The 20,987-nt window shown below is 67.6% G+C and carries 21 protein-coding genes, 1 tRNA gene and 1 pseudogene; 17 read left to right on the top strand and 6 right to left on the bottom strand.

The window, feature by feature from the left end; translation table 11 throughout:
* Positions 1-9 precede the first annotated feature (9 nt).
* From LXN00_RS11510 to trpD, 6 genes and pseudogenes are all read left to right on the top strand, one after another.
* On the top strand, positions 10-672 hold the full coding sequence (locus tag LXN00_RS11510) for a GntR family transcriptional regulator (protein WP_234508352.1): 663 nt from the start codon (positions 10-12) through the stop codon (positions 670-672).
* Positions 669-1,592, top strand: coding sequence for a proline dehydrogenase (locus LXN00_RS11505; RefSeq protein ID WP_234508351.1), 924 nt, complete (start codon positions 669-671; stop codon positions 1,590-1,592). The genes LXN00_RS11510 and LXN00_RS11505 overlap by 4 nt, the downstream gene beginning before the upstream one ends.
* Before the next feature lie 11 nt (positions 1,593-1,603).
* Positions 1,604-3,154 carry an L-glutamate gamma-semialdehyde dehydrogenase gene (pruA, locus tag LXN00_RS11500; protein WP_234508349.1) on the top strand — a complete coding sequence of 517 codons (1,551 nt, stop codon included), beginning with the start codon at positions 1,604-1,606 and terminating at the stop codon, positions 3,152-3,154.
* A gap of 140 nt (positions 3,155-3,294) precedes the next feature.
* Complete coding sequence (trpE, locus tag LXN00_RS11495; RefSeq protein WP_234508346.1) at positions 3,295-4,683, top strand: anthranilate synthase component I; 1,389 nt, start codon at positions 3,295-3,297, stop codon at positions 4,681-4,683.
* Entirely contained in the window at positions 4,684-5,262 is a 579-nt protein-coding gene (locus LXN00_RS11490) for an anthranilate synthase component II (protein WP_234508345.1), read from the top strand.
* Positions 5,253-6,172 (top strand): annotated as a pseudogene (gene trpD, locus LXN00_RS11485) (anthranilate phosphoribosyltransferase). The gene LXN00_RS11490 and the pseudogene trpD overlap by 10 nt, the downstream one beginning before the upstream one ends.
* Here trpD and LXN00_RS11480 read toward each other — a convergent pair.
* From LXN00_RS11480 to LXN00_RS11455, 6 genes are read right to left on the bottom strand one after another with little or no spacing between them, the layout of a single operon-like run.
* The gene (locus LXN00_RS11480; RefSeq protein ID WP_234508343.1) at positions 6,169-7,395 is read right to left on the bottom strand and encodes an adenylosuccinate synthase; all 1,227 of its coding nucleotides are present in this window, start codon (positions 7,393-7,395) and stop codon (positions 6,169-6,171) included. The pseudogene trpD and the gene LXN00_RS11480 sit on opposite strands and share 4 nt — an antisense overlap.
* Positions 7,396-7,405: 10 nt before the next feature.
* Positions 7,406-8,293, bottom strand: coding sequence for an aldo/keto reductase (locus LXN00_RS11475; protein WP_234508341.1), 888 nt, complete (start codon positions 8,291-8,293; stop codon positions 7,406-7,408).
* Positions 8,290-8,958: a queuosine precursor transporter gene (locus tag LXN00_RS11470; RefSeq protein ID WP_234508339.1), complete on the bottom strand. Its 669-nt coding sequence runs from the start codon at positions 8,956-8,958 to the stop codon at positions 8,290-8,292. Before LXN00_RS11470 ends, LXN00_RS11475 begins: the two co-directional genes overlap by 4 nt.
* Positions 8,955-9,491 (bottom strand): hypoxanthine phosphoribosyltransferase, encoded by a 537-nt coding sequence (hpt, locus tag LXN00_RS11465; protein WP_234508337.1) that lies wholly within the window; start codon positions 9,489-9,491, stop codon positions 8,955-8,957. The genes LXN00_RS11470 and hpt overlap by 4 nt, the downstream gene beginning before the upstream one ends.
* Before the next feature lie 5 nt (positions 9,492-9,496).
* Entirely contained in the window at positions 9,497-10,192 is a 696-nt protein-coding gene (locus LXN00_RS11460) for a pseudouridine synthase (RefSeq protein ID WP_234508461.1), read from the bottom strand.
* A complete protein-coding gene (locus LXN00_RS11455; RefSeq protein ID WP_234508335.1) occupies positions 10,192-10,980 on the bottom strand; it encodes an enoyl-CoA hydratase/isomerase family protein in 789 nt (262 codons plus the stop codon). Before LXN00_RS11455 ends, LXN00_RS11460 begins: the two co-directional genes overlap by 1 nt.
* 45 nt (positions 10,981-11,025) lie before the next feature.
* On the opposite strand from LXN00_RS11455, the gene truB reads away from it, so the two are divergent.
* The 11 genes from truB (at position 11,026) to fusA (ending at position 20,859) form a co-directional block, all read left to right on the top strand.
* Positions 11,026-11,964, top strand: coding sequence for a tRNA pseudouridine(55) synthase TruB (gene truB, locus LXN00_RS11450; protein ID WP_234508333.1), 939 nt, complete (start codon positions 11,026-11,028; stop codon positions 11,962-11,964).
* A gap of 1 nt (position 11,965) precedes the next feature.
* Positions 11,966-13,075, top strand: a complete 1,110-nt coding sequence (ald, locus tag LXN00_RS11445) for an alanine dehydrogenase (RefSeq protein WP_234508331.1) — start codon at positions 11,966-11,968, stop codon at positions 13,073-13,075.
* 1 nt (position 13,076) lies between these two features.
* The gene (locus LXN00_RS11440; RefSeq protein ID WP_234508329.1) at positions 13,077-13,418 is read left to right on the top strand and encodes an Asp23/Gls24 family envelope stress response protein; all 342 of its coding nucleotides are present in this window, start codon (positions 13,077-13,079) and stop codon (positions 13,416-13,418) included.
* Positions 13,411-14,976: a DAK2 domain-containing protein gene (locus tag LXN00_RS11435; RefSeq protein ID WP_234508327.1), complete on the top strand. Its 1,566-nt coding sequence runs from the start codon at positions 13,411-13,413 to the stop codon at positions 14,974-14,976. The genes LXN00_RS11440 and LXN00_RS11435 overlap by 8 nt, the downstream gene beginning before the upstream one ends.
* 78 nt (positions 14,977-15,054) lie before the next feature.
* Entirely contained in the window at positions 15,055-15,837 is a 783-nt protein-coding gene (locus tag LXN00_RS11430) for a hypothetical protein (RefSeq protein ID WP_234508325.1), read from the top strand.
* Positions 15,838-16,032: 195 nt separating this feature from the next.
* On the top strand, positions 16,033-16,458 hold the full coding sequence (locus tag LXN00_RS11425; protein WP_234508323.1) for a 3D domain-containing protein: 426 nt from the start codon (positions 16,033-16,035) through the stop codon (positions 16,456-16,458).
* A gap of 13 nt (positions 16,459-16,471) precedes the next feature.
* On the top strand, positions 16,472-17,587 hold the full coding sequence (locus LXN00_RS11420; RefSeq protein ID WP_234508321.1) for an ABC transporter permease: 1,116 nt from the start codon (positions 16,472-16,474) through the stop codon (positions 17,585-17,587).
* A 40-nt stretch (positions 17,588-17,627) separates the two neighbouring features.
* Positions 17,628-17,702: transfer RNA gene (locus tag LXN00_RS11415), tRNA-Thr, on the top strand.
* Between the two features lie 195 nt (positions 17,703-17,897).
* Positions 17,898-18,302 (top strand): 30S ribosomal protein S12, encoded by a 405-nt coding sequence (gene rpsL, locus LXN00_RS11410; RefSeq protein ID WP_234508459.1) that lies wholly within the window; start codon positions 17,898-17,900, stop codon positions 18,300-18,302.
* A gap of 7 nt (positions 18,303-18,309) precedes the next feature.
* Positions 18,310-18,780: a 30S ribosomal protein S7 gene (gene rpsG, locus LXN00_RS11405; protein ID WP_234508319.1), complete on the top strand. Its 471-nt coding sequence runs from the start codon at positions 18,310-18,312 to the stop codon at positions 18,778-18,780.
* A gap of 3 nt (positions 18,781-18,783) precedes the next feature.
* Entirely contained in the window at positions 18,784-20,859 is a 2,076-nt protein-coding gene (fusA, locus tag LXN00_RS11400) for an elongation factor G (RefSeq protein WP_234508316.1), read from the top strand.
* The last annotated feature ends 128 nt before the right edge of the window (positions 20,860-20,987 follow it).

The following is a 20,987-nucleotide window of genomic DNA, read 5'->3' as shown; positions in this document are numbered from 1 at the left end:
GTATACAGGATGCAGACCTTGGGCTTCCGCCGACCCAACCAGGTGCGCGAGGCGGTCTACAGCCACCTCAAAGACCTCCTCCTCTCCGGGCGTTTCGCCCCTGGGGAAAGGCTTTCCGAGCCCCTTCTGGCCCAGGAGCTCGGGGTTTCCCGCACCCCGGTGCGGGAGGCCCTGATGCGTCTCGCCGAGGAGGGCCTTGTAGAGCTGGTGCCGGGCAAGGGGGCGAGGGTCAAGGCCTTCACCCCGGAGGAGGTGGAGGAGGTCTACGGGGTGCGGGCCCTTCTGGAGGGGGAGGCAGCGCGGGAAGCGGCCCTACGGGCCGCGCCTTGGGAGCTGGATGCCCTGGAAGAAAGCCTCCGGGCCATTGACGAGGCCCTCCCCGAGGACTACCCCGAGCAGATGCGCCGGGATTTGGAGTTCCATCGGGCCTTGGTGCGCCTTTCCGGGAACCGGACCCTGTACCGGCTTTACGAGGACCTGCTCTCCACACTGGCCCTGGCCCGGAGCGCCCTCCCCACCCTTTCCCAGGACGAGGCCACAAGGCGGGAGCACCGGGCCATCCTCTCGGCCCTGAGGCGGAAGGACCCCGAAGGCGCCAAGCGGGCGGTGGAGGCCCACGTGTACCGCTTCCGCGACCTGGTGGTGGCGAAGCTTCGGAAAGGAGGCGTATGAACCTGGACCTCATCTATCGGCAGACGGTGCTCTCCGTGGCGGGAAACCCCCGGGTGGAGGCCCTCATCAAGGGGCGGGCGAGAAGCCTGGTGCGCCGCTATGTGGCGGGGGAGACCCTGGAGGAGGCGCTTGAGGTGGCGGAGGCCCTCGAGGCCCAAGGGGTCCACGCCATCCTGGACCTCTTGGGCGAGATGGTGCGCTCGGAGGAGGAGGCCCGGGCCTTCCAGGAGGGGATTCTGGGCCTGGTCCGGGCCCTTGCCGAAAAGCCCTGGCCCAAGTACGTTTCCGTCAAGCCCACGCAGCTCGGCCTGGACCTTTCGGAGGGCCTCGCCCTGGAGCTTCTAAGGGGCATCCTGCGGGAAGCGGAGCCCAAAGGGGTCTTCGTCCGCCTGGACATGGAGGACTCCCCCCGGGTGGAGGCCACCTTGCGCCTCTACAAGGCCTTAAGGGAGGAGGGGTTTAGCGGGGTGGGGGTTGTGCTCCAAAGCTACCTTTTCCGCACGGAGAAGGACCTTTGGGACCTCCTGCCCTACCGCCCCAACCTGCGCCTTGTCAAAGGAGCCTACCGGGAGCCCAAGGAGGTGGCCTTCCAGGACAAGCGCCTCATTGACGCCGAGTACCTGCACCTGGGGAAGCTCGCCCTAAGGGAGGGGCTATACGTGGCCTTCGCCACCCACGACCCCAGGCTCATCGCCGAGGTGAAGCGCTACACCGAGGCCTTCGGTATCCCCAGGACCGCCTTTGAGTTCCAGCTCCTCTACGGGGTGCGCCCGGAGGCGCAGCGGCGCCTGGCCCAGGAGGGCTATACCGTGCGGGCCTACGTGCCCTACGGGAAGGACTGGTACCCCTACCTAAGCCGGCGCATCGCCGAGAGGCCGGAGAACCTCTTCTTGGTGCTAAGGAGCCTCTTGGGAGGCTAAAGGAGGAAGCCATGACGGTGGAGCCTTTCCGCAACCAACCCATAGAAACCTTCCAGACCGAGGAAGCCAAGCGGGAGATGAAGGAGGCCCTAAAGCGGGTCCGGGCCGAGTTTGGCCGCCACTGGGGCCTCTACATTGACGGGGCTTGGGTGGACACCCCGGCGAGGATCCTCTCCCTAAACCCCTCGGCCCCGAGCGAGGTGGTGGGGAGCACCGCCAAGGCGGGGCGGGCGGAGGCGGAGGCTGCCCTCGAGGCCGCCTGGCGGGCCTTCCGCGCCTGGAAGGACTGGCCCCAGGAGGACCGGAGCCGCCTCCTCCTCAAGGCCGCCGCCCTCATGAAAAGGCGCAGGCGGGAACTGGAGGCCACCTTGGTCTACGAGATCGGCAAGAACTGGGTGGAGGCCAGCGCCGAGGTGGCGGAGGCCATTGACTTCCTGGAGTACTACGCCCGCCAGGCCCTCAAGTACAAGTACCCCTCCGTGGAGGTGGTGCCCTACCCTGGGGAGGACAACGAGAGCTTCTACATCCCCTTGGGGGCCGGGGTGGTCATCGCCCCCTGGAACTTCCCCATCGCCATCTTCACCGGGATGATCGCCGGGCCCGTGGCGGTGGGGAACACCGTGGTGGCCAAGCCCGCCGAGGACACCGTGGTCATCGCCGCCAAGGTCTTTGAGATCTTCCACGAGGCGGGCTTCCCCCCGGGGGTGGTGAACTTCCTGCCCGGGGAAGGGAAGGAGGTGGGGGCCTACCTGGTGGAGCACCCCAGGACCCGGTTCATCAACTTCACGGGGAGCCTCGAGGTGGGGCTTTGGATCCAGGAGGCGGCGGCCAAACTGGCCCCTGGGCAGCGGTGGATCAAGCGGGTCTTCCTGGAGCTCGGCGGCAAGGACGCCATCATCGTGGACGAGACCGCCGACCTGGAGGCGGCCACGGAGGGCATCCTGGTTTCCGCCTACGGCTTCCAGGGGCAGAAGTGCTCGGCGGCAAGCCGCCTCATCGTCACGGAGAAGGCCTTTGAGCCTTTGATGGAGCGGGTCTTGGCGCGGGCGAGCCGCTTGGTGGTGGGCCCGGCGGAGGAGAACCCCGACCTCGGCCCCGTGGCCTCCAAGGCCCAGGAGGAGAAAATCCTTTCCTACATTGAAATCGGCAAGGGGGAAGGCCAGCTCGTCCTCGGGGGTAAGCGCCTGGAGGGGGAGGGCTACTTCATCGCCCCCACGGTCTTCACCGAGGTGCCGCCCAAGGCCAGGATCGCCCAGGAGGAGATCTTCGGCCCGGTGCTCTCCGTGATCCGGGTGAAGGACTTCGGCGAGGCCCTGGAGGTGGCGAACGATACCGTCTACGGCCTCACGGGCGGGGTCTACTCCCGCAAGCGGGAGCACCTGGAAAGGGCCAGGCGGGAGTTCCACGTGGGGAACCTCTACCTCAACCGCAAGATCACGGGGGCCCTGGTGGGGGTGCAGCCCTTCGGCGGCTTCAACCTCTCGGGCACGGACACCAAGGCCGGGGGGCCCGATTACCTCCTCCACTTCCTGCAGATGAAGACGGTGGCCGAGCGCTTCTAGCCCCCTAGACCCCAAGGGGCCCTTTGGGCTATCCTTGGGGCATGACCCTTCCCTCCGTCCTCTGGTGGCCCGGCTAGGCCCCGGGGCGGAGGCGGTCTTTCCCCCGGGGTACACCCGGGGGGCTTTTTGTAGGAGGTGGGATGGAGACCCTAAGGCCCTTTCGCAAAACCCTGCTCGCCGACCTGGAAACCCCCGTGACCGCCTACCTCAAGCTCGCCGAGAAGGCCCCGGTGAGCTTCCTCCTGGAGTCCGTGGAACGGGGGCGGCAAAGCCGCTTCTCCATCGTGGGGGTAGGGGCGAGGCGCACCTTCCGCCTGAAGGACGGGGTCTTTACCGTAAACGGGAAGCCCTTGCCCACCCGAGACCCCTTGCGCACCCTCTACGAGGCGGTGCACGCCCCCCTGGAGCGCCACCCGGACCTTCCCCCCTTCTTCGGGGGGGTGGTGGGGTACGCCGCCTACGACCTCATCCGCTACTACGAGCGCCTTCCCGCCCTCAAGCCCGACGACCTGGGCCTGCCCGACCTCCTCTTCGTGGAGCCCGAGGTGGTGGCGGTCTTTGACCACCTGAAAAACCTCCTCCACCTGGTGGCCCCGGGGGTGGACCCCGAGGAGGCGGAGGCCCGCCTAGCCTGGGCCGAGGGGCGGCTTAAGGGGCCCTTGCCCGGGGTCCCGGGGGAAAGGCCCGGGGGGCGGGCCCGGTTCCAGGCGGACATGACGGAGGCGGCGTACCTAGAGGCGGTGGGGCAGGCTCTGGAGTACATCCGGGCCGGGGATATCTTCCAGGTGGTCCTCTCCCTACGGCTTTCCTCCCCCCTTACCGTCCACCCCTTTGCCCTCTACCGGGCCCTGAGGAGCGTGAACCCAAGCCCCTACATGGGCTATCTGGACCTGGGGGAGGTGGTTCTGGTTTCCGCCAGCCCCGAAAGCCTCCTGCGCTCCGATGGCCGCAAGGTGGTGACCCGGCCCATCGCCGGCACCCGGCCCCGGGGCAGGGACGAGGAGGAGGACCGGCGGCTTGCGGAGGAGCTTCTACAGGACGAAAAGGAGCGGGCGGAGCACGTGATGCTTCTGGACCTTTCCCGCAACGACATCGGCCGGGTGGCGGCCTTTGGCAGCGTGCGGGTGGTGGAGCCTTTGCACGTGGAGTATTACTCCCACGTGATGCACCTGGTGTCCACGGTGGAGGGGGTCTTGGCGGAGGGGAAGACCCCCTTGGACGCCCTGGCCAGCGTCCTCCCCATGGGCACGGTTTCCGGGGCCCCCAAGATTAGGGCCATGGAGATCATTGAGGAACTGGAACCCCACCGCCGGGGGCCCTACGGGGGGAGTTTCGGCTATCTGGCCTACGATGGGGTCTTGGACGTGGCCCTCACCTTGCGCACCTTCGTCATCGCCCACGGGCGGATGCACGTGCAGGCGGGGGCGGGGATCGTGGCGGATTCCGTGCCGGAGAGGGAGTACCAGGAGTGCCTGAACAAGGCCAAGGCGCTATTGAAAGCGGTGGAGATGGCGGAGGAGGGGCTTTAGATGCGGGTTTTGGTGGTGGACAACTACGATAGCTTCACCTACAACCTGGTGCAGTACCTGGGGGAGCTTGGGGCGAGCCCCGTGGTCTGGCGGAACGACCAGTTCGCCCTCGAGGACGTGGAGGCCCTGGACCCGGACCGCATCCTGATTAGCCCCGGGCCCTGCACCCCGTTGGAGGCGGGGCTTTCCCTGCCCCTCATCGCCCGCTACGCCCCCCGCTACCCCATCCTCGGGGTCTGCCTGGGCCACCAGGCCATCGGCATGGCCTTCGGGGGGAAGGTGGTGCCGGCTCCCCTCATCATGCACGGCAAGGTGAGCGAGATCCACCACGACGGCACCGGGGTCTTCCGGGGGCTCCATAGCCCCTTCCCCGCCACCCGCTACCACTCCCTGGTAGTGGTGGAGGTGCCCGAGGAGCTTCGGGTGAACGCCTGGGTGGAGGAGGCGGGGGGGCGCACGGTGATGGGCTTTCGGCACCGGGCCTACCCCACCCACGGGGTGCAGTTTCACCCGGAAAGCTACCTCACCGAGGCGGGTAAACTCATCCTCAAGAACTTTTTGGAGGACCCATGGAAGTAGTGCGGAAGGCGCTTCTGGGCGAGGTGTTGGAGGAGGAGGAGGCCTATCGCCTCATGCAGGCCCTGATGCGGGGGGAGGTTTCCCCGGTGCGGGCGGCGGGGGTGCTCACCGCCATGGCCCTAAGGGGGGAAAGGCCCCACGAGATCGCCGCTATGGCCCGGGCCATGCGGGAGGCGGCGAGGCCCTTGAGGGTGGGCCGGAGGCCCCTTCTGGACATCGTGGGNTGGCGGTGGCCAAGCACGGGAACCGGGCGGCGAGCTCCCAGGCGGGGAGCGCCGACCTCTTGGAGGCCTTGGGGGTGGACCTGGAGGCCCCGCCCGAAAGGGTGGGGGAGGCCATAGAGGCCTTAGGCTTCGGCTTCCTCTTCGCCCGGGTCTTCCACCCCGCCATGCGCCACGTGGCCCCGGTGCGGGCGGAGCTTGGCATCCGCACTGTCTTCAACCTCTTGGGCCCCCTCACCAACCCCGCCGGGGCGGAGGCCTACGTCCTCGGGGTCTATAGCGAAAGGTGGCTTTCCCCCATGGCCGAGGCCTTGGAGCGGCTTGGGGCCCGGGGGCTCGTGGTGCACGGGGAAGGGGCGGACGAGCTCGTCCTCGGGGAGAACCGGGTGGCGGAGGTGGGGAAGGGGGTCTACACCCTCACCCCGGAGGCGGTGGGCTTGGAGCGGGCCCCCCTCGAGGCCCTCAAGGGGGGCACCCCCAAGGAGAACGCCGAGCGGGCCCGGCGCCTCCTGAAGGGGGAGGAAAGGGGCCCTGCGGCCCAGGCGGTGGCCCTAGCGGCGGGGGCGGGGTTGTACGCCGCCGGCGCGGTGGGGAGCCTCGAGGCGGGCGTGCGCCGGGCCCAGGAGGTCCTGGCAAGCGGCGAGGCCTACCTCCTCCTGGAGCGGTACGTGGCCTTCCTTAAGGCCTAGACCCAGCTCACCGCCCCGAAGGTATCCTCCCGGCGGGGGCTCGTGGAGAAGAGGACCACGGGCACCCCCGTGTGCTCCTCAATGAGCTCCAGGTAGCGGAGGAGGCTTCCCGGGAGGTCCTCCCGCCCCTTGACCCCCGAAAGCTCCCCCCAGCCGGGAAGCTCCAGGTAGCGCACCGCTTCCGGCCTCGCCTCCCCAGGGCGGGCCCCGTCCAGGTACTCCACGGCCACCTTCACCTTTTCCAGGCCCGAGAGCACGTCCAGCTTGGTGAGGGCCAGGCCGTCAAAGCCGTTCACCTCGCAGGCGTACTTCAGGGCCACCAGGTCCAGCCAGCCCACCCTGCGGGGCCTGCCCGTGGTGGTGCCGTACTCCCCCCCCTTTTCCCGCAGGTGGTGGGCCAACTCCCCGTGGATCTCCGTGGGGAAGGGGCCTTCCCCCACCCGGGTGGCGTAGGCCTTGGCCACCCCGTAGACCTTGGTGATGGCCTTGTGGGGGAGGCCGGTGCCCACCAGGATGCCCCCCACCGTGGGGTGGGAGCTCGTCACGTAGGGGTAGGTGCCGTAGTTCAGGTCCAAGAGGGTGGCCTGGGCCCCTTCAAAGAGGAGGCGCTTCCCCTTGCGCCAGGCCTCCCGCAGGAGGGCCCCGGTGTCGGCGATGTAGGGCCTCAGGATCTCCCGCATGCGGTGGAGGTCGGCGAGGGCCTTCTCCTCCGTGTCCCAGCCCGCCTCCCGGGTGGAGTTGGGCTTCTCGTGGAGGAGGCGGCGCACCCTCTCCCGCAAGACCTCCTCGTCCAAAAGGTCCCCCGCCCTAATCCCCACCCGCCTGGCCCGGTCCGAGTAGGCGGGGCCGATGCCCCGGCCCGTGGTGCCCACGAAGTTGTGGCGGCTTTCCACGTACTTGTGGTGGGGTAGGACCAGGTGGGCCCTTTCCGATACCAGGACCCTGGGGTCAAACCCTTCCTTCCTTAGGCTTTCCAGCTCCTCCTGGAAGCGGAAGGGGTCTATGACCATCCCGTCCCCCAGGACGTTCACCGCATGGGGGTGGATGACCCCGGAGGGCAGGAGGTTGAGCTTGAAAACCCGGCCCTCCGCCACCACGGTGTGCCCGGCGTTGGCCCCGCCCTGGTAGCGGACCACGTAGTCCGCGTCCCGGGCCAAGGCGTCCACCACCTTGCCCTTGCCCTCGTCCCCCCACTGCGCCCCGATGATGGCGATCCCCGGCATCCCCTTAAGCTTACGATGCCCCCTCCAAAAGGGCCATCTCCTCCGGGGTTAGGGAGATCCGCAGGGCGTCGGCGTTTTGCCGGGCCTGGTGGGCGTTTTTGGCCCCGGGGATGGGGAGGGCCCCCTTCTCCATCAGGTAGCGGAGGGCGATGGCGGCGGGGCTTGTCCCCTTGGCCTCGGCAAGCCCCTTGAGCACGGGAAGAAGGCGGCGCACCCGGCCCAGGATGGGGCGGTACTTGCTCCCCCGGTAGCCCCTTGGGGGGCGGTCGGGGTCCAGCTTGCCCGTGAGCCAGCCCATGGCCAGGGGGCTATAGGCCATGAGGGCGATGCCCTCCCGCCGGAGGGCGGGCAGGTGGGCCTCCCAGTCCCGCTTGAGGAGGCTAAACTCCACCTGGTTGGCCCAAAGGGGTACCCGGTGGCGCTCCAAGACCCCCTTCACCGCCTCCAGTTGGGCCAAGGAGCAGTTCGCCACCCCCACCCCCCGGGCGAGGCCCCGCTCGTAGGCCTCCGCCAGGGCCTCGGCCCAGACCCTGAGGGGCACGGGGGGCCAGGGCCAGTGGAGGAGGTAGAGGTCCACCGCCTCCACCCCAAGCCGCCCTAGGCTTCCCTTCAGGGCCTTTAGGAGGCTCTTTCTGGAAAGGCGCCAGGGGTAGGGGAAGAACTTGGTGACGAGAAAAGGCCTTTCCCCCGTCTCGGCCATGAAGCGGCCCAAGAGCCTTTCCGAAAGGCCGAACCCGTAGAACTCGGCGGTGTCAAAGAGGCGGAGGCCTGCCCTTAAGCTTTCCCGGAAGGCCTCCTTGAGCTCGGCTTCCCCATAGGCCTCGCCGTAGCCCCAGAAAAGCCGGTCCCCCCAGGCCCAAGTGCCCACGCCCATGGGGTGTTCCCAAAGGGGGTTCATGCCAGGCGGAAGGGGTTGAAGTCCGTGTCCTTGTCGTAAACGTCCAGCCCTTCGGCCCGCTTGAGGAAGCCCACCACGCCGTAGGTTATGGGGAGCATCAGGGCCTCCACCCCCACCTTGAAGACGTAGTTGGAGAGGAAGACGGCGAGGAGCACCTCGCTTGGGAGGACGCCGTAGAAGGCCACGAGGAGGAAGAGCCCCGTGTCCAGCCCCTGGCCCACCAGGGTGGAGCTTAGGGCGCGCAGCCAGAAGAAGCGCCCCCCCGTGCGCACCTTGAGCTTGGCCAGGACGTAGGCGTTGGCGAACTCCCCGGCGAAGTAGGCGAGGAGGCTTCCCAGGACGATCCTGGGGGTGAGGCCGAGGAGGAGGCCGAAGGCTTCGCCAAAGCGGCGGCTTTCCCCGTCCTCTGGGGTGGGGAGGGCGGCCACCCATTGGAAGGTGAGGGTGGCGAGGACCAGGGCCAAGAACCCGATCCAGATGACCCGCCGGCTTTTGCGGTAGCCGTAGACCTCCGTGAGGACGTCCCCGAAGATGTAGGCCAAGGGGAAGAGGAGGGTTCCCCCGTCAAAGGTGAAAGGCCCCAGGACCACGAGCTTGGTGGAGGCCACGTTGGAGACGAGGAGCACCGTGGCGAACAGGGCGGTGATGAGGTCCAGGTACCTCATTCCTCCTCCGGGCGGATGGACGTGATGAAGGGCAGGTTCCGGTCAAACTGGGCCCGGTCCAGGCCGTAGCCGTAGACGTAGGCGTCCTCAATCTCAAAGCCCAGGTAGTGGATGGGGACCTCCACCTGGCGGCGGGAGGGCTTGGAGAGGAGGGCGGCCACGCGGATGGAGTTGGGCTTGCGGGCCTCGAGGTAGTCCAAAAGATAGGAAAGGGTAAGCCCCGTGTCCACGATGTCCTCCACCACGATGACGTCCCGGCCGTGGATGGGTAGCCTCAGGTCCTTGATGAGCTCCACCTCCCCGCTGGAGCGGTAGGCGTTGCCGTAGGAGCTGATGGAGATGAAGTCCAGGGTGAGGGGGAGGGGGATGGCCCGCACCAGGTCGGCCATGAAGATGAAGGCCCCGTTGAGCACGCAGATGAGGTGGGGGGTCTTCCCCTGGTAGTCCTGGGCGATCTGGGCCCCTAGCTCCGCCACCCGTTGGCGTATGGCCTCGGCGCTGATCTGCACGGGTCCGTTCCCCGGCGCGAACATGCCCCTTATTCTAGCCCCACCTGGCGCAAGAGGGCCTTCTCCTCCTCTGGGGAAAGCCTGCGCCACTTGCCCGGGGGCAGGTCCCCGAGCCGGATGGGCCCCACCTGGACCCGGAGAAGCCGCCGCACCGGGTAGCCCACGGCCTTGAGCATCCGGCGCACCTCCCGCTTCCGCCCCTCCCCTAGGGTGAGGAGGGCGCCGCCCGGGGCGGGGCGGCAGGCGAGGGCCTTGGCGGGGCCGTCCTCCAAAAGGACCCCCTTCAAGAGCCTCCGGCAGACGGCTTCCGGCAGGGTGCCCCTTTCCGTCCAGACCCGGTAGACCTTTTTCACCCCATGGCGGGGATGGGTGAGGCGGAAGGTGAGCTCGCCGTCGTTGGTAAAGAGGAGAAGCCCCTCGGAGTCCCGGTCCAGGCGGCCCACGGGGTGGAGGCCGGGGATCTCCGGTAGGAGCTCGTACACGGTCTTTTCCGCATGGGGGTCAAAGCGGGTGGTGGCGTAGCCCTTGGGCTTGTGCAGGGCGAGGACCACCCGCTCGGGCAGGGCCACCCGCCGGCCCGCCACCTCCACGAGGTCCTCGGGCCCCACCTTCTGTCCCAGGCGAGCCACCTCCCCATTCACCCGGACGAGGCCCTGTTGGATCAGGGCCTCCGCCTTCCGGCGGCTCGCCACCCCGGCCCGGGCCAGAAAAGCCTGTAGCCGCATCATGGAAAGTGGGGTTCCCGTTTTTCCTTCAGAGCCTTCAGGCCTTCTTCCAGTTCCTTTCCGGAAAAGCCCAAAAACTCCAAGGCCAAGGAGAGCTCAAAGTGGGGGAGGAAGGTGCGGAGCCAGTGGTTGAGGGCCCGCTTGGTGTGGCTTAGGGCTTCCTTGGGCCCCTTGGCCAGGCGCTCCGCCACCTCAAGCGCCTTTGCGTAGACCGCCTCGTCCTCCACCGCCAGGGCCACCAGGCCAAGCCTTTCCGCCTCCTCCCCGGTGAGGGGCTCGTTGAGGAAGAGGTGGTACTTGGCCTTGGCCAGGCCCACCAGAAGGGGCCAGAGGAGGACCGCATGGTCCCCCGCCGCCACCCCGAGGCGGAGGTGGCCGTCCAGGAGGCGGGCTTGCTTTCCCACCACGGCGATGTCCGCCGCAAGGGCCAGGGCGAGCCCCGCCCCCACCGCCACCTTCTCCACCGCCGCCACCACGGGCCTGGGGAAGTTGAGGGGGCCTAGGACCAGGTCCCGCGCCTCCTCTAGAACGCGCATCAGGGCCTCGTGGGAGGCGCGCATCTCCTCAATGAGGGCAAAGGACCCCCCGGCGGAGAAGACGCCCCCTTCGCCGCGAAGGAGGACGGCGCGGAGGTGGGGGAGGGCCTCGAGGTCCCGCCATACCTGGGAGAGGGCCCGGTGAAGGGGAGGGTCCATGGCGTTGAGCTTTTCCCCTCGGAAGGAGATCTCCAGGACCCCGGGCCTGGGCCAGGCGAAGCGCAGGGAGGGGTACCGTTCGGCTAGGTCCATACGTCCATTCTTCCCGCCCCTTTCCGGTGATACAATCCCCTAGGCATGGCCCTCTACGCGGTGGACAAGCCCCTCCACCTCACCTCGCACGATGCGGTGGAGGAGGCGAGAAAGCGCCTCGGCACCCGCCGGGTGGGGCACACCGGCACCCTGGATCCCTTGGCCACGGGGCTTTTGCTCCTGGTATCCGAGGAGAGCACCAAACTGGTGCCCTTCCTCTCCGGGGAGGACAAGGAGTACATCGCCTGGGTTTCCTTCGGGGCCACCACGCCCACCTTGGATGCGGAAGGCCCCGTGAGCGAGGAGGCCCCGGTGCGCTTTGACCGCAAGGACCTGGAAAGCGCCCTCCCTTCCTTCCTGGCCCTAAAGGAGCAGGTGCCGCCCCTCTACTCCGCCATCAAGGTGGGGGGCAAGCGGGCCTACGAGGCGGCCCGGGAGGGGAAACCCCTGGAGCTCGGCCCGAGACCGGTGCGGTATGTGGAGGTGGAGCTCCTCGCCTTTGACCCCAAGCCCATTCCCCACCCCATCGCCCCCTCGGCCAAGGGGTGGCGGCTTGCGGAGAAGGGCGGGCGCAAGGTGGAGCTCCCGAAGCCCCTTGGGGACTATCCCACGGCGGTCATCCGCCTGGTGGTGGGCCCGGGCACCTACGTGCGGGCCTTCGCCCGGGACCTGGGGGAAAAGCTCAGGACCAAGGCCTTCCTCTCGGGGCTCGTGCGCACCCGCATCGGCAAGGTGGGCCTGGAACGGGCGGTGCGGCTTTCGGAGCTTTCCCCGGAGAAGGCCATCCCCGAGGTGGACGTCCTGCCCTTCCCCGTGGTGGAGCTTTCCCACACCGAGGCCAGGCGGGTCTTGGAAGGGGTGCCCCTTCCCATCCCCGCCCTGGGATACGTGACCCTGGTAGACTCCCGCAGGCGGCTTCTGGCCATCGCGGAGGGCGACGGCTTCAAGCTTAAGATCAAACGGGTGTTCGTAAAGGAGGCGTGAGATGACCATCGGCGTACCCAAGGAGATCAAGACCCTGGAGAACCGCGTGGCCCTGACCCCGGGCGGGGTGGAGAGCCTGGTGAAGCGGGGGCATACCGTTTTGGTGGAGCGGGGGGCGGGGGTAGGCTCGGGCCTATCCGACGCCGAGTACGAGCGGGCCGGGGCCCACCTGGTAAGCCGCGAGGAGGCCTGGAAGGCGGAGATGGTGGTGAAGGTGAAAGAGCCCCTGCCCGAGGAGTACCCCTTTTTGCGGGAGGGGCTCATCCTCTTCACCTACCTCCACCTGGCGGCGGACCGCGCCCTCACCGAGGCCATGCTCCGAAGCGGGGTCACGGGCATCGCCTACGAAACGGTGCAGCTTCCCGATGGCTCCTTGCCCCTTCTCGTTCCCATGAGCGAGGTGGCGGGGCGCATGGCTCCCCAGGTGGGGGCGCAGTTCCTGGAGAAGCCCCACGGGGGGCGGGGGGTGCTTTTGGGTGGGGTGCCCGGGGTGGCCCCGGCCAGCGTGGTCATCCTGGGGGGCGGCACCGTGGGCACCAACGCCGCCAAGATCGCCTTGGGGATGGGGGCGCAGGTGACCATCCTGGACGTGAACCACAAGCGCCTCCAGTACCTGGACGACGTGTTTGGCGGGCGGGTGGTGACCCTCACCGCCACCGAGGCCAACATCAAGAAGAGCATCCAGCACGCCGACCTCCTCATCGGGGCGGTCTTGGTGCCGGGGGCCAAGGCGCCCAAGCTGGTCACCCGGGACATGCTCCCCCTGATGAAGGAGGGTTCGGTCATCGTGGACGTGGCCGTGGACCAGGGGGGGTGCGTGGAGACCATCCGCCCCACCACCCACGCCGAGCCCACCTACGTGGTGGACGGGGTGGTGCACTACGGGGTGGCCAACATGCCCGGGGCGGTGCCCCGCACCTCCACCTTTGCCCTCACCAACCAGACCCTGCCCTACGTGCTCAAGCTGGCGGAGAAGGGCTTGGAGGCCCTCTGGGAAGACGGGGCCCTCCTCAAGGGGTTAAACACCCACAAGGGCCTCCTCACCCACCCGGGGGTGGCGGAGGCCTTTGGCCTCCCTTACACGCCTCCCGAGGAGGCCTTAAGGAGGTAGCGTGCAAGGGCGCGTGACGGTGACGGAAGCCGCCTTGGCCTCCCTTCTGGCCCTGGCGGCCCACGAGGTGCCGGGGGTGGTGGGCATGGCCCCGGCGGGCCTTAAGGAGCAGGTGGTGCGCATCCTGGGGCGGCAGGAGGCGAGCGAGGGGGTGGTGGTGCGCCCGGACCCGGCGAACCCGGGGAAGTACGCCGCCGACTTCTACGTGGTGGTGGCTTTGGGGGCCCGCATCCCCACGGTGGTGGAGTCCTTGGCGGAACGGGTGGCCTTCGCCGCCAAGCATCTGGCGGGGGTGGAGCTTTCCCAGGTGCGGGTGCACGTGGTGGGGGTGGGGCGTGCGTAGCTGGGCCCCGGGCGAGCTGGCTGAGGCCTTCCGCTACGCCACGGACTGGTTCCGGGTGTACGTGGAAGAGCTCAACGCCTTGAACGTCTACCCGGTGCCCGATGGGGACACAGGCACCAACATGCACCTAACCCTGCAGTCCGCCCGGCGGGAGCTGGACCTGGCCGACACCTCCCAGATGGCGGAGGTGGCCCGGGCCATCGCCTATGGGAGCCTCTTGGGGGCCCGGGGGAATAGCGGGGTCATCCTTTCCCAGATCCTCAAGGGCTTCGCCGAGGCCCTTCGCAAAAAGGAGGCCCTGGACCCTCCCACCCTGGTGGAAGCCCTGCGCCTGGGGGCGGAAACGGGCTACAAGGCGGTGATGAAGCCCGTGGAGGGGACCATCCTCACCGTGGCCCGGGCGGCGGGGGAGGGGGCCAGGGGGGATACCCTCGAGGCCGTCCTCACCTCCGCCCTTCAGGCGGCCCGGGAAGCCTTGGCCCGCACCCCAGAGCTCCTTCCCGTGCTCAAGCAGGCGGGGGTGGTGGACGCCGGGGGGGCGGGGTACGTGCGCTTTTTGGAGGGCATTCAAGGCTATGCCCTAAAGCTCCCCCTCCCCGAGCCCCCCAAGGTGGAGCGCTACGCCCAGACCGCCTTCGCCACGGAGGCGTTCGGCTACTGCACCGAGTTCCTCATGGAGGGGGTAGAGGTCCCCATAGAGAAGATCCGGGAGGTGGTGGCGCCCTTTGGGGACTCCCTCTTGGTGGTGGGGGCGGAGGGCTACGTGAAGGGGCACATCCACACCGACGACCCCGATGGCCTTCTCTCCGCCGTGGCCCGCTTTGGCCGCATGGTGCGGACCAAGGTGGAGGACATGACCGAGCAACACACGGAGATCCTGGCCATGGCCGGGGCCTCCGAGGTGCCCCCGCCCCCCACGGGCCTGGTGGCCGTGGCCTTGGGCCATGGGGTGGCCCGGGTCTTCCGCAGCCTAGGGGCGCGGGTGGTGGCGGGGGGGCAGACGCAAAACCCTAGCGTGGAGGACCTGCTTTCCGCCATCAGGAGCGTGCCGAGCCCCAAGGTGATCCTCCTGCCCAACAACCCCAACGTCTTCCTGGCGGCGGAGGAGGCGGCCAAGCTAGCGAAGGAGGCGGGCAAGGAGGTGTACGTCCTCAAGACCCGTACCCTGGGCCAGGGGTTGGCGGCGGCGGTGCGCTACCTCCCTGAGGCGGAGCCCGAGGAGCTCCTTCCCGAGATGGAGGAGGCGGCCAAGGGGGCTACTACCCTCGAGGTCACCTGGGCGAGCCGGGATGCGGAGGTGGATGGGGTTAGGGTCCTCAAGGACAAGCCCATCGGCCTTCTGGACGGGAAGCTCGTCCTGGTGGGGGAAACGCCGGAGGAGGTCTTGGAGGGCCTCGTGCGCCTGGCCCAGGAGGGGAAGGAGGTCCTCACCCTCTTCCTCGGCCCCAACACCCCCAAGGAGAAGGCGGAGGAGGTGGCCCAGAGGTTCCCCGAGCTTGCGGTGGAGATCCTGCCGGGGGGGCCGGACCTCTACGCCTACCTGGGGGTCTTAGAGTAGCTAAAGGAAGCCCTAAGCCTTCCCCCTTTTCCTCGGGTTATCCTGAAGGGAAAGGGGGTTTCTAGGTTGCGTACCGGTTTGGGACTCCTCTTGTTGCTGGCCTTGGCGGGGTGTGGCCTCGAGGCCGCACCCCCGGTGAGCGGGGACCTTCCGGTGGGCGGCTACGCCATGGCCGACCTGCCCCCGGCCCAGGAAAGCGGGAGCACCTTAAGGCCCGGGGTAAAGGTGTACCGCATCGCCCCTTCCGCCACCCAGGCCCTCCAGATAGCGGCGGTTTCCTCCACCTTGGGGCTTAGCGCTCGCCTCCGCCTCGTCCTTCTGGACGATAGGGGCGTGTTCCAGGCGGTGAGCGTAGCCCGGAACTGGTTCGCCGCCTCTTCTGAGCTTACCCCCCTGGCCCTCCGCCCCCAGATTACCCTGGACCCCGGCTACCGCCTGAACTTTAAGGGCGAGGGGGGGCGGTTCTACTACCTCCGGGTGGAGAACTACGCCCTAAGCGGGGACCGGGTGACCCTTTACGCCCAAGCCTTCACCCCCAATCCCGCAGGGCAGGGGGAGGCTTTCTCTTCGGGAACGAAAACGGGGGCCATAGAGTTCGTGGGCGAGTTTGACCGCTACAACGTGAACTCGGCCACGGGCTACCTGCGCTTCGCCTACGCGGGCCCCTTGGACCTGGTGGCCCTTCTCTATAACGGCCACGGGGACCTGTACCCCAGGGTCCTGGACCCGGTGGTGAACTGCGCCCCCGTTTCCCCGGCCACGCTTTTGGTGGTGCGGGACCGGGGGTGGGCGCGGGCGGGGTTTGACGAGGAGGGAAGCGGGCGGTACACCCTCACCCTCTCCGACACCCCCTGCCCTTAGGCTGTTTGAAGGGAATGAGGCTAAGCTAAAGGTCCTTTAGCGATTTCTAATCGCACCCCGCCAGAACTTGTCCCTGTCTGGCGGGGTTTTTAAGACATTAGAGCTACCCTAAAGTGCTCAGCGCCGCGCTCCATGAGGGAAGCCCCTCATGGTTCTCAGAGACCTCCTGGCTTTCCACGCATACTTGGGGGCGCTATGCGGGGTTTAGCCATGACGCTCCTCCTCGCCCTCGCCATTGCGGGGGGCTTCGCCCAGGAGGCGAAAAAGGTCCTGGTCCTCCAGGCCACGGCCTACACGTCCAGCGTTCGGGAAACCGACGCCACCCCCTTCGTCACCGCCACGGGGATGCGCACCCGGCTTGGGGTGTTGGCGGTGAGCCGGGACCTCCTCAAGGTGCTCCCCTACGGGACCAAGGTGCGCCTACGGGATCTGGGGAGCGTGTACGGGAGGGGGAAGGGCCAGTTTGATTACCTCTTCCAAGGCCGCATCTTCGTGGTGGCGGACGTGATGCACCCCAGGATGCGGGAAAAGGTGGACGTCTGGCTTCCCGACCGGGCCACGGCGGTGCGCTTCGGCCGCCGCTGGGTGGCGCTGGAGGTGGTGGAGTACCCCCGGCGCTAGGTATCCTGGCCTCGTGCGCTTCGCCCTCTTCCTCGCCTGGGCCCACCTAAAGCGAAGACCGCTTCAGACGGCCTTGGCCCTTCTCGGTATAGGGGTGGGGGTGGCGGTGCTCCTCGCCGCCCTTTCCCTCACCAATGGCTTCGTGAGCGGCCTGGTCCGGGCCACGCTCAAGGCGTACCCCCACCTCGTCCTCTTTAGCCTAGGGGAGGCGCTTCCGCCCCTCCCTCCCCACCCCGAGGTGGAGAGGGCGGCGCCCTTCGCCGCCACCAAGGCCCTCCTCACCCGCCCGGCGGAAGGGGCCCGGGGGCCTGGGGTGGACTTCGCCACCTTGGTGGGCCTAGGGGAAGGGGGGGAGGCCCTCTATCCCGAGCTCGGCCTGAGGCTGGAGCCGGGGGGCATCTACCTGGGCTCGGCCCTGATGCAGTCCTTGGGGGCGGTGGTGGGGGACCGGATCTATGCCCTCTCCGCCACCCAGGAGCGGGTGGCGCTTCGGGTCCTGGGGTCCTTTCGCACAGGGAACTATCTCCTGGACTCCGGTTACGCCTTCGTGGACCTGGGCGCCGTGGAAAAGCTTTCGGGCCTAAAGGCCCAGGGCTACCAGGTGCGGCTTAAGGACCCCTGGCGGGCCAAAGAGGTGGGGCTCGCCCTGGCGGGTACCCGCTTCTTCCCCCAGGCCTGGCAGGACACCCAGCGCACCCTCCTGGAGCAGCTTTCCCTGCAAAAGCGGGTTTTGGGCATCCTGGTCTTCCTCATCGTGGCCGTGGCCGCCCTGGGGGTGGCGAACCTCTTGGTGCTCAAGGTGGTGGAGAAGACCCCGGAGATCGCCCTCCTGCGGGCCATGGGCGCCTCGAGGGCCACCGTGGGCTTGGTCTTCGCCCTGGAGGGGGTCTTTTTGGGGGCGGGGGGCGTTCTCCTGGGCAACCTTCTCGGCTACCTCCTCTGCCTCTACCTGGCCCTTCGGCCCTTGGACCTCCCGGGGGAGCTATACTTCCTCACCCACCTGCCGGTGGAGATGCGCCCAGGGGATTTCCTGGTGGTGAGCGGGGCGAGCCTTCTCGCCACCTTCCTCTCCTCCCTCCTTCCCCTTTTCCGCGCCCTCCGGGTCCAGCCCGGGGTGGTCCTAAGGTAGTTGCACAAGCGGGGCCTGTGCCCTAAACTCTTCTGGGCGGGCCGGTGTAGCTCAGCGGTAGAGCAACCGCCTCGTAAGCGGTAGGCCGCCGGTTCAAATCCGGCCACCGGCTCCAAACCTCCCCGCCTGCGGGCGGGGGTCTTTTTTGCGCTTGCCAAAAGGTCCAAGGCCCTGTACACTAGGCAAGTTGAGGGCCCTCAGGGCCAGCCCCTGGTCCTGAGGGTGGTGCCCTGTGCGGGCTAAACCGGGAACCTTCCCGGGTGGATCTTGAGAACACGGGGGCAAGTCCAAGAAGAAGGGAGTGGTGGCACTGCCGACGATCAACCAGCTAGTCAGAAAGGGCCGCGAGAAGGTCCAAAAGAAGAGCAAGGTTCCGGCCTTGAAGGGCTCGCCCTTCCGCCGGGGAGTGTGCACGGTGGTGCGTACGGTCACCCCCAAGAAGCCCAACTCCGCCTTGCGGAAGGTGGCCAAGGTGCGCCTGACCTCGGGCTACGAGGTCACCGCCTACATTCCCGGCGAGGGGCACAACCTCCAGGAGCACTCCGTGGTCCTCGTCCGGGGCGGCCGTGTGAAGGACCTTCCGGGTGTGCGCTACCACATCGTCCGTGGGGTTTACGACGCCCAGGGCGTGAAGGACCGGAAGAAGAGCCGCTCCAAGTACGGGACCAAGAAGCCCAAGGAGACCAAGGGCGCGGCCCCGGCCAAGAAGAAGTAGGTGAACTATGGCGCGGAGAAGAAGAGCAGAGGTACGCCAACTCCAGCCCGACCTGGTCTACGGGGATGTGGTGGTGTCGGCCTTCATCAACAAAATCATGCGGGATGGGAAGAAGAACCTGGCCGCCCGCATCTTCTACGAGGCCTGCCGCATCATCCAGGAAAAGACCGGGCAGGAGCCTTTGAAGGTCTTTAAGCAGGCGGTGGAGAACGTGAAGCCCCGCATGGAGGTGCGTTCCCGCCGCGTGGGTGGGGCCAACTACCAGGTGCCCATGGAGGTTCCTCCCCGCAGGCAGCAGTCCTTGGCCCTGCGCTGGCTGGTGCAGGCGGCCAACCAACGCCCCGAACGCGGCGCTGCGGTGCGCATCGCCCACGAGCTCATGGACGCTGCCGAGGGCAAGGGCGGGGCGGTCAAGAAGAAGGAGGACGTGGAGCGCATGGCCGAGGCCAACCGCGCCTACGCCCATTACCGGTGGTAAGCCATGGCGGTTAAGGTAGCTTACGATCTAAAGAGGCTCCGCAACATCGGCATCGCCGCGCACATTGACGCCGGCAAGACCACCACCACCGAGCGCATCCTCTACTACACCGGCAAGATCCACAAGATCGGTGAGGTCCACGAGGGCGCGGCCACCATGGACTTCATGGAGCAGGAGCGGGAACGGGGCATCACCATCACCGCCGCCGTGACCACCTGCTTCTGGAAGGACCACCGGATCAACATCATTGATACCCCAGGCCACGTGGACTTCACCATTGAGGTGGAGCGCTCCATGCGGGTGCTGGACGGGGCCATCGTGGTCTTTGACTCCAGCCAAGGGGTGGAGCCCCAGTCGGAAACCGTCTGGCGCCAGGCGGAAAAGTACAGGGTGCCTCGCATCGCCTTCGCCAACAAGATGGACAAGACGGGGGCCGACCTTTGGCTGGTGATCCGCACCATGCAGGAGCGCCTGGGGGCGCGCCCGGTGGTGATGCAGCTTCCCATCGGCCGGGAGGACACGTTCTCGGGGATCATTGACGTGCTCCGGATGAAGGCCTACACCTACGGCAACGACCTGGGCACGGACATTCGGGAGATCCCCATCCCCGAGGAGTACCTGGACCAGGCCCGGGAGTACCACGAGAAGCTCATTGAGACCGCCGCCGACTTTGACGAGAACGTCATGCTCAAGTACCTCGAGGGCGAAGAGCCCACGGAGGAAGAGCTGGTGGCGGCCATCCGCAAGGGCACCATTGACATCAAGATCACCCCGGTGTTCCTGGGCTCGGCCCTGAAGAACAAGGGGGTCCAGCTCCTCCTGGATGCGGTGGTGGATTACCTGCCCTCCCCCTTGGACATCCCCCCCATCAAGGGGACCACACCGGAAGGGGAGGAGGTGGAGATCCACCCCGACCCCGATGGCCCTCTGGCGGCCCTGGCCTTCAAGATCATGGCCGATCCCTATGTGGGCCGGCTTACCTTTATCCGCGTCTACTCTGGCACCCTTACCTCCGGCTCCTACGTGTACAACACCACCAAGGGGCGCAAGGAGCGGGTGGCCCGGCTCCTGAGGATGCACGCCAACCACCGGGAAGAGGTGGAGGAGCTCAAGGCCGGTGACCTGGGGGCGGTGGTGGGCCTGAAGGAAACCATCACCGGGGACACCCTGGTGGGCGAGGACGCCCCCCGGATTGTCCTGGAGTCCATTGAGGTGCCTGAGCCGGTCATTGACGTGGCCATTGAGCCCAAGACCAAGGCGGACCAGGACAAGCTCTCCCAGGCCTTGGCCCGCTTGGCGGAGGAGGACCCCACCTTCCGCGTGTCCACCCACCCCGAAACCGGCCAGACCATCATCTCCGGGATGGGGGAGCTCCACCTGGAGATCATCGTGGACCGGCTCAAGCGGGAGTTTAAGGTGGACGCCAACGTGGGCAAGCCCCAGGTGGCCTACCGGGAGACCATCACCCGCCCCGTGGACGTGGAGGGCAAGTTCATCCGCCAAACCGGCGGCCGCGGCCAGTACGGCCACGTGAAGATCAAGGTCGAGCCCTTGCCTCGAGGCTCCGGCTTTGAGTTCGTCAACGCCATCGTGGGCGGCGTGATCCCCAAGGAATACATCCCCGCCGTGCAGAAGGGCATTGAGGAGGCCATGCAGTCGGGTCCCCTCATCGGCTTCCCCGTGGTGGACGTCAAGGTCACCCTCTACGACGGCTCCTACCACGAGGTGGACTCCTCGGAAATGGCCTTCAAGATCGCCGGCTCCATGGCCATCAAGGAGGCGGTGCAGAAGGGGGACCCGGTGATCCTCGAGCCCATCATGCGGGTGGAGGTCACCACGCCCGAGGAGTACATGGGGGACGTCATCGGCGACCTGAACTCCCGCCGGGGCCAGATCCTGGGGATGGAACCCCGGGGCAACGCCCAGGTGATCCGGGCCTACGTCCCCCTGGCGGAGATGTTCGGCTACGCCACCGATCTAAGGTCCAAGACCCAAGGACGGGGCTCCTTCGTCATGTTCTTTGACCACTACCAGGAGGTCCCCAAGCAGGTGCAGGAGAAGCTCATCAAGGGGCAGTAAGGACGCTTTAGGGGTGGGCCCTGGGGCCCACCCGTGTTTGCCGAAAGGAGAGCGAAGATGGCCAAGGGCGAGTTTATCCGGACGAAGCCTCACGTGAACGTGGGGACGATTGGGCACGTGGACCACGG

The organism is Thermus brockianus, assembly GCF_021462505.1.
GTDB classification, from domain to species: Bacteria; Deinococcota; Deinococci; order Deinococcales; family Thermaceae; genus Thermus; species Thermus hydrothermalis.
The sequence above is the reverse complement of the archived record's forward strand: the minus strand, read 5'-3'. Positions and strand labels throughout refer to the sequence as shown.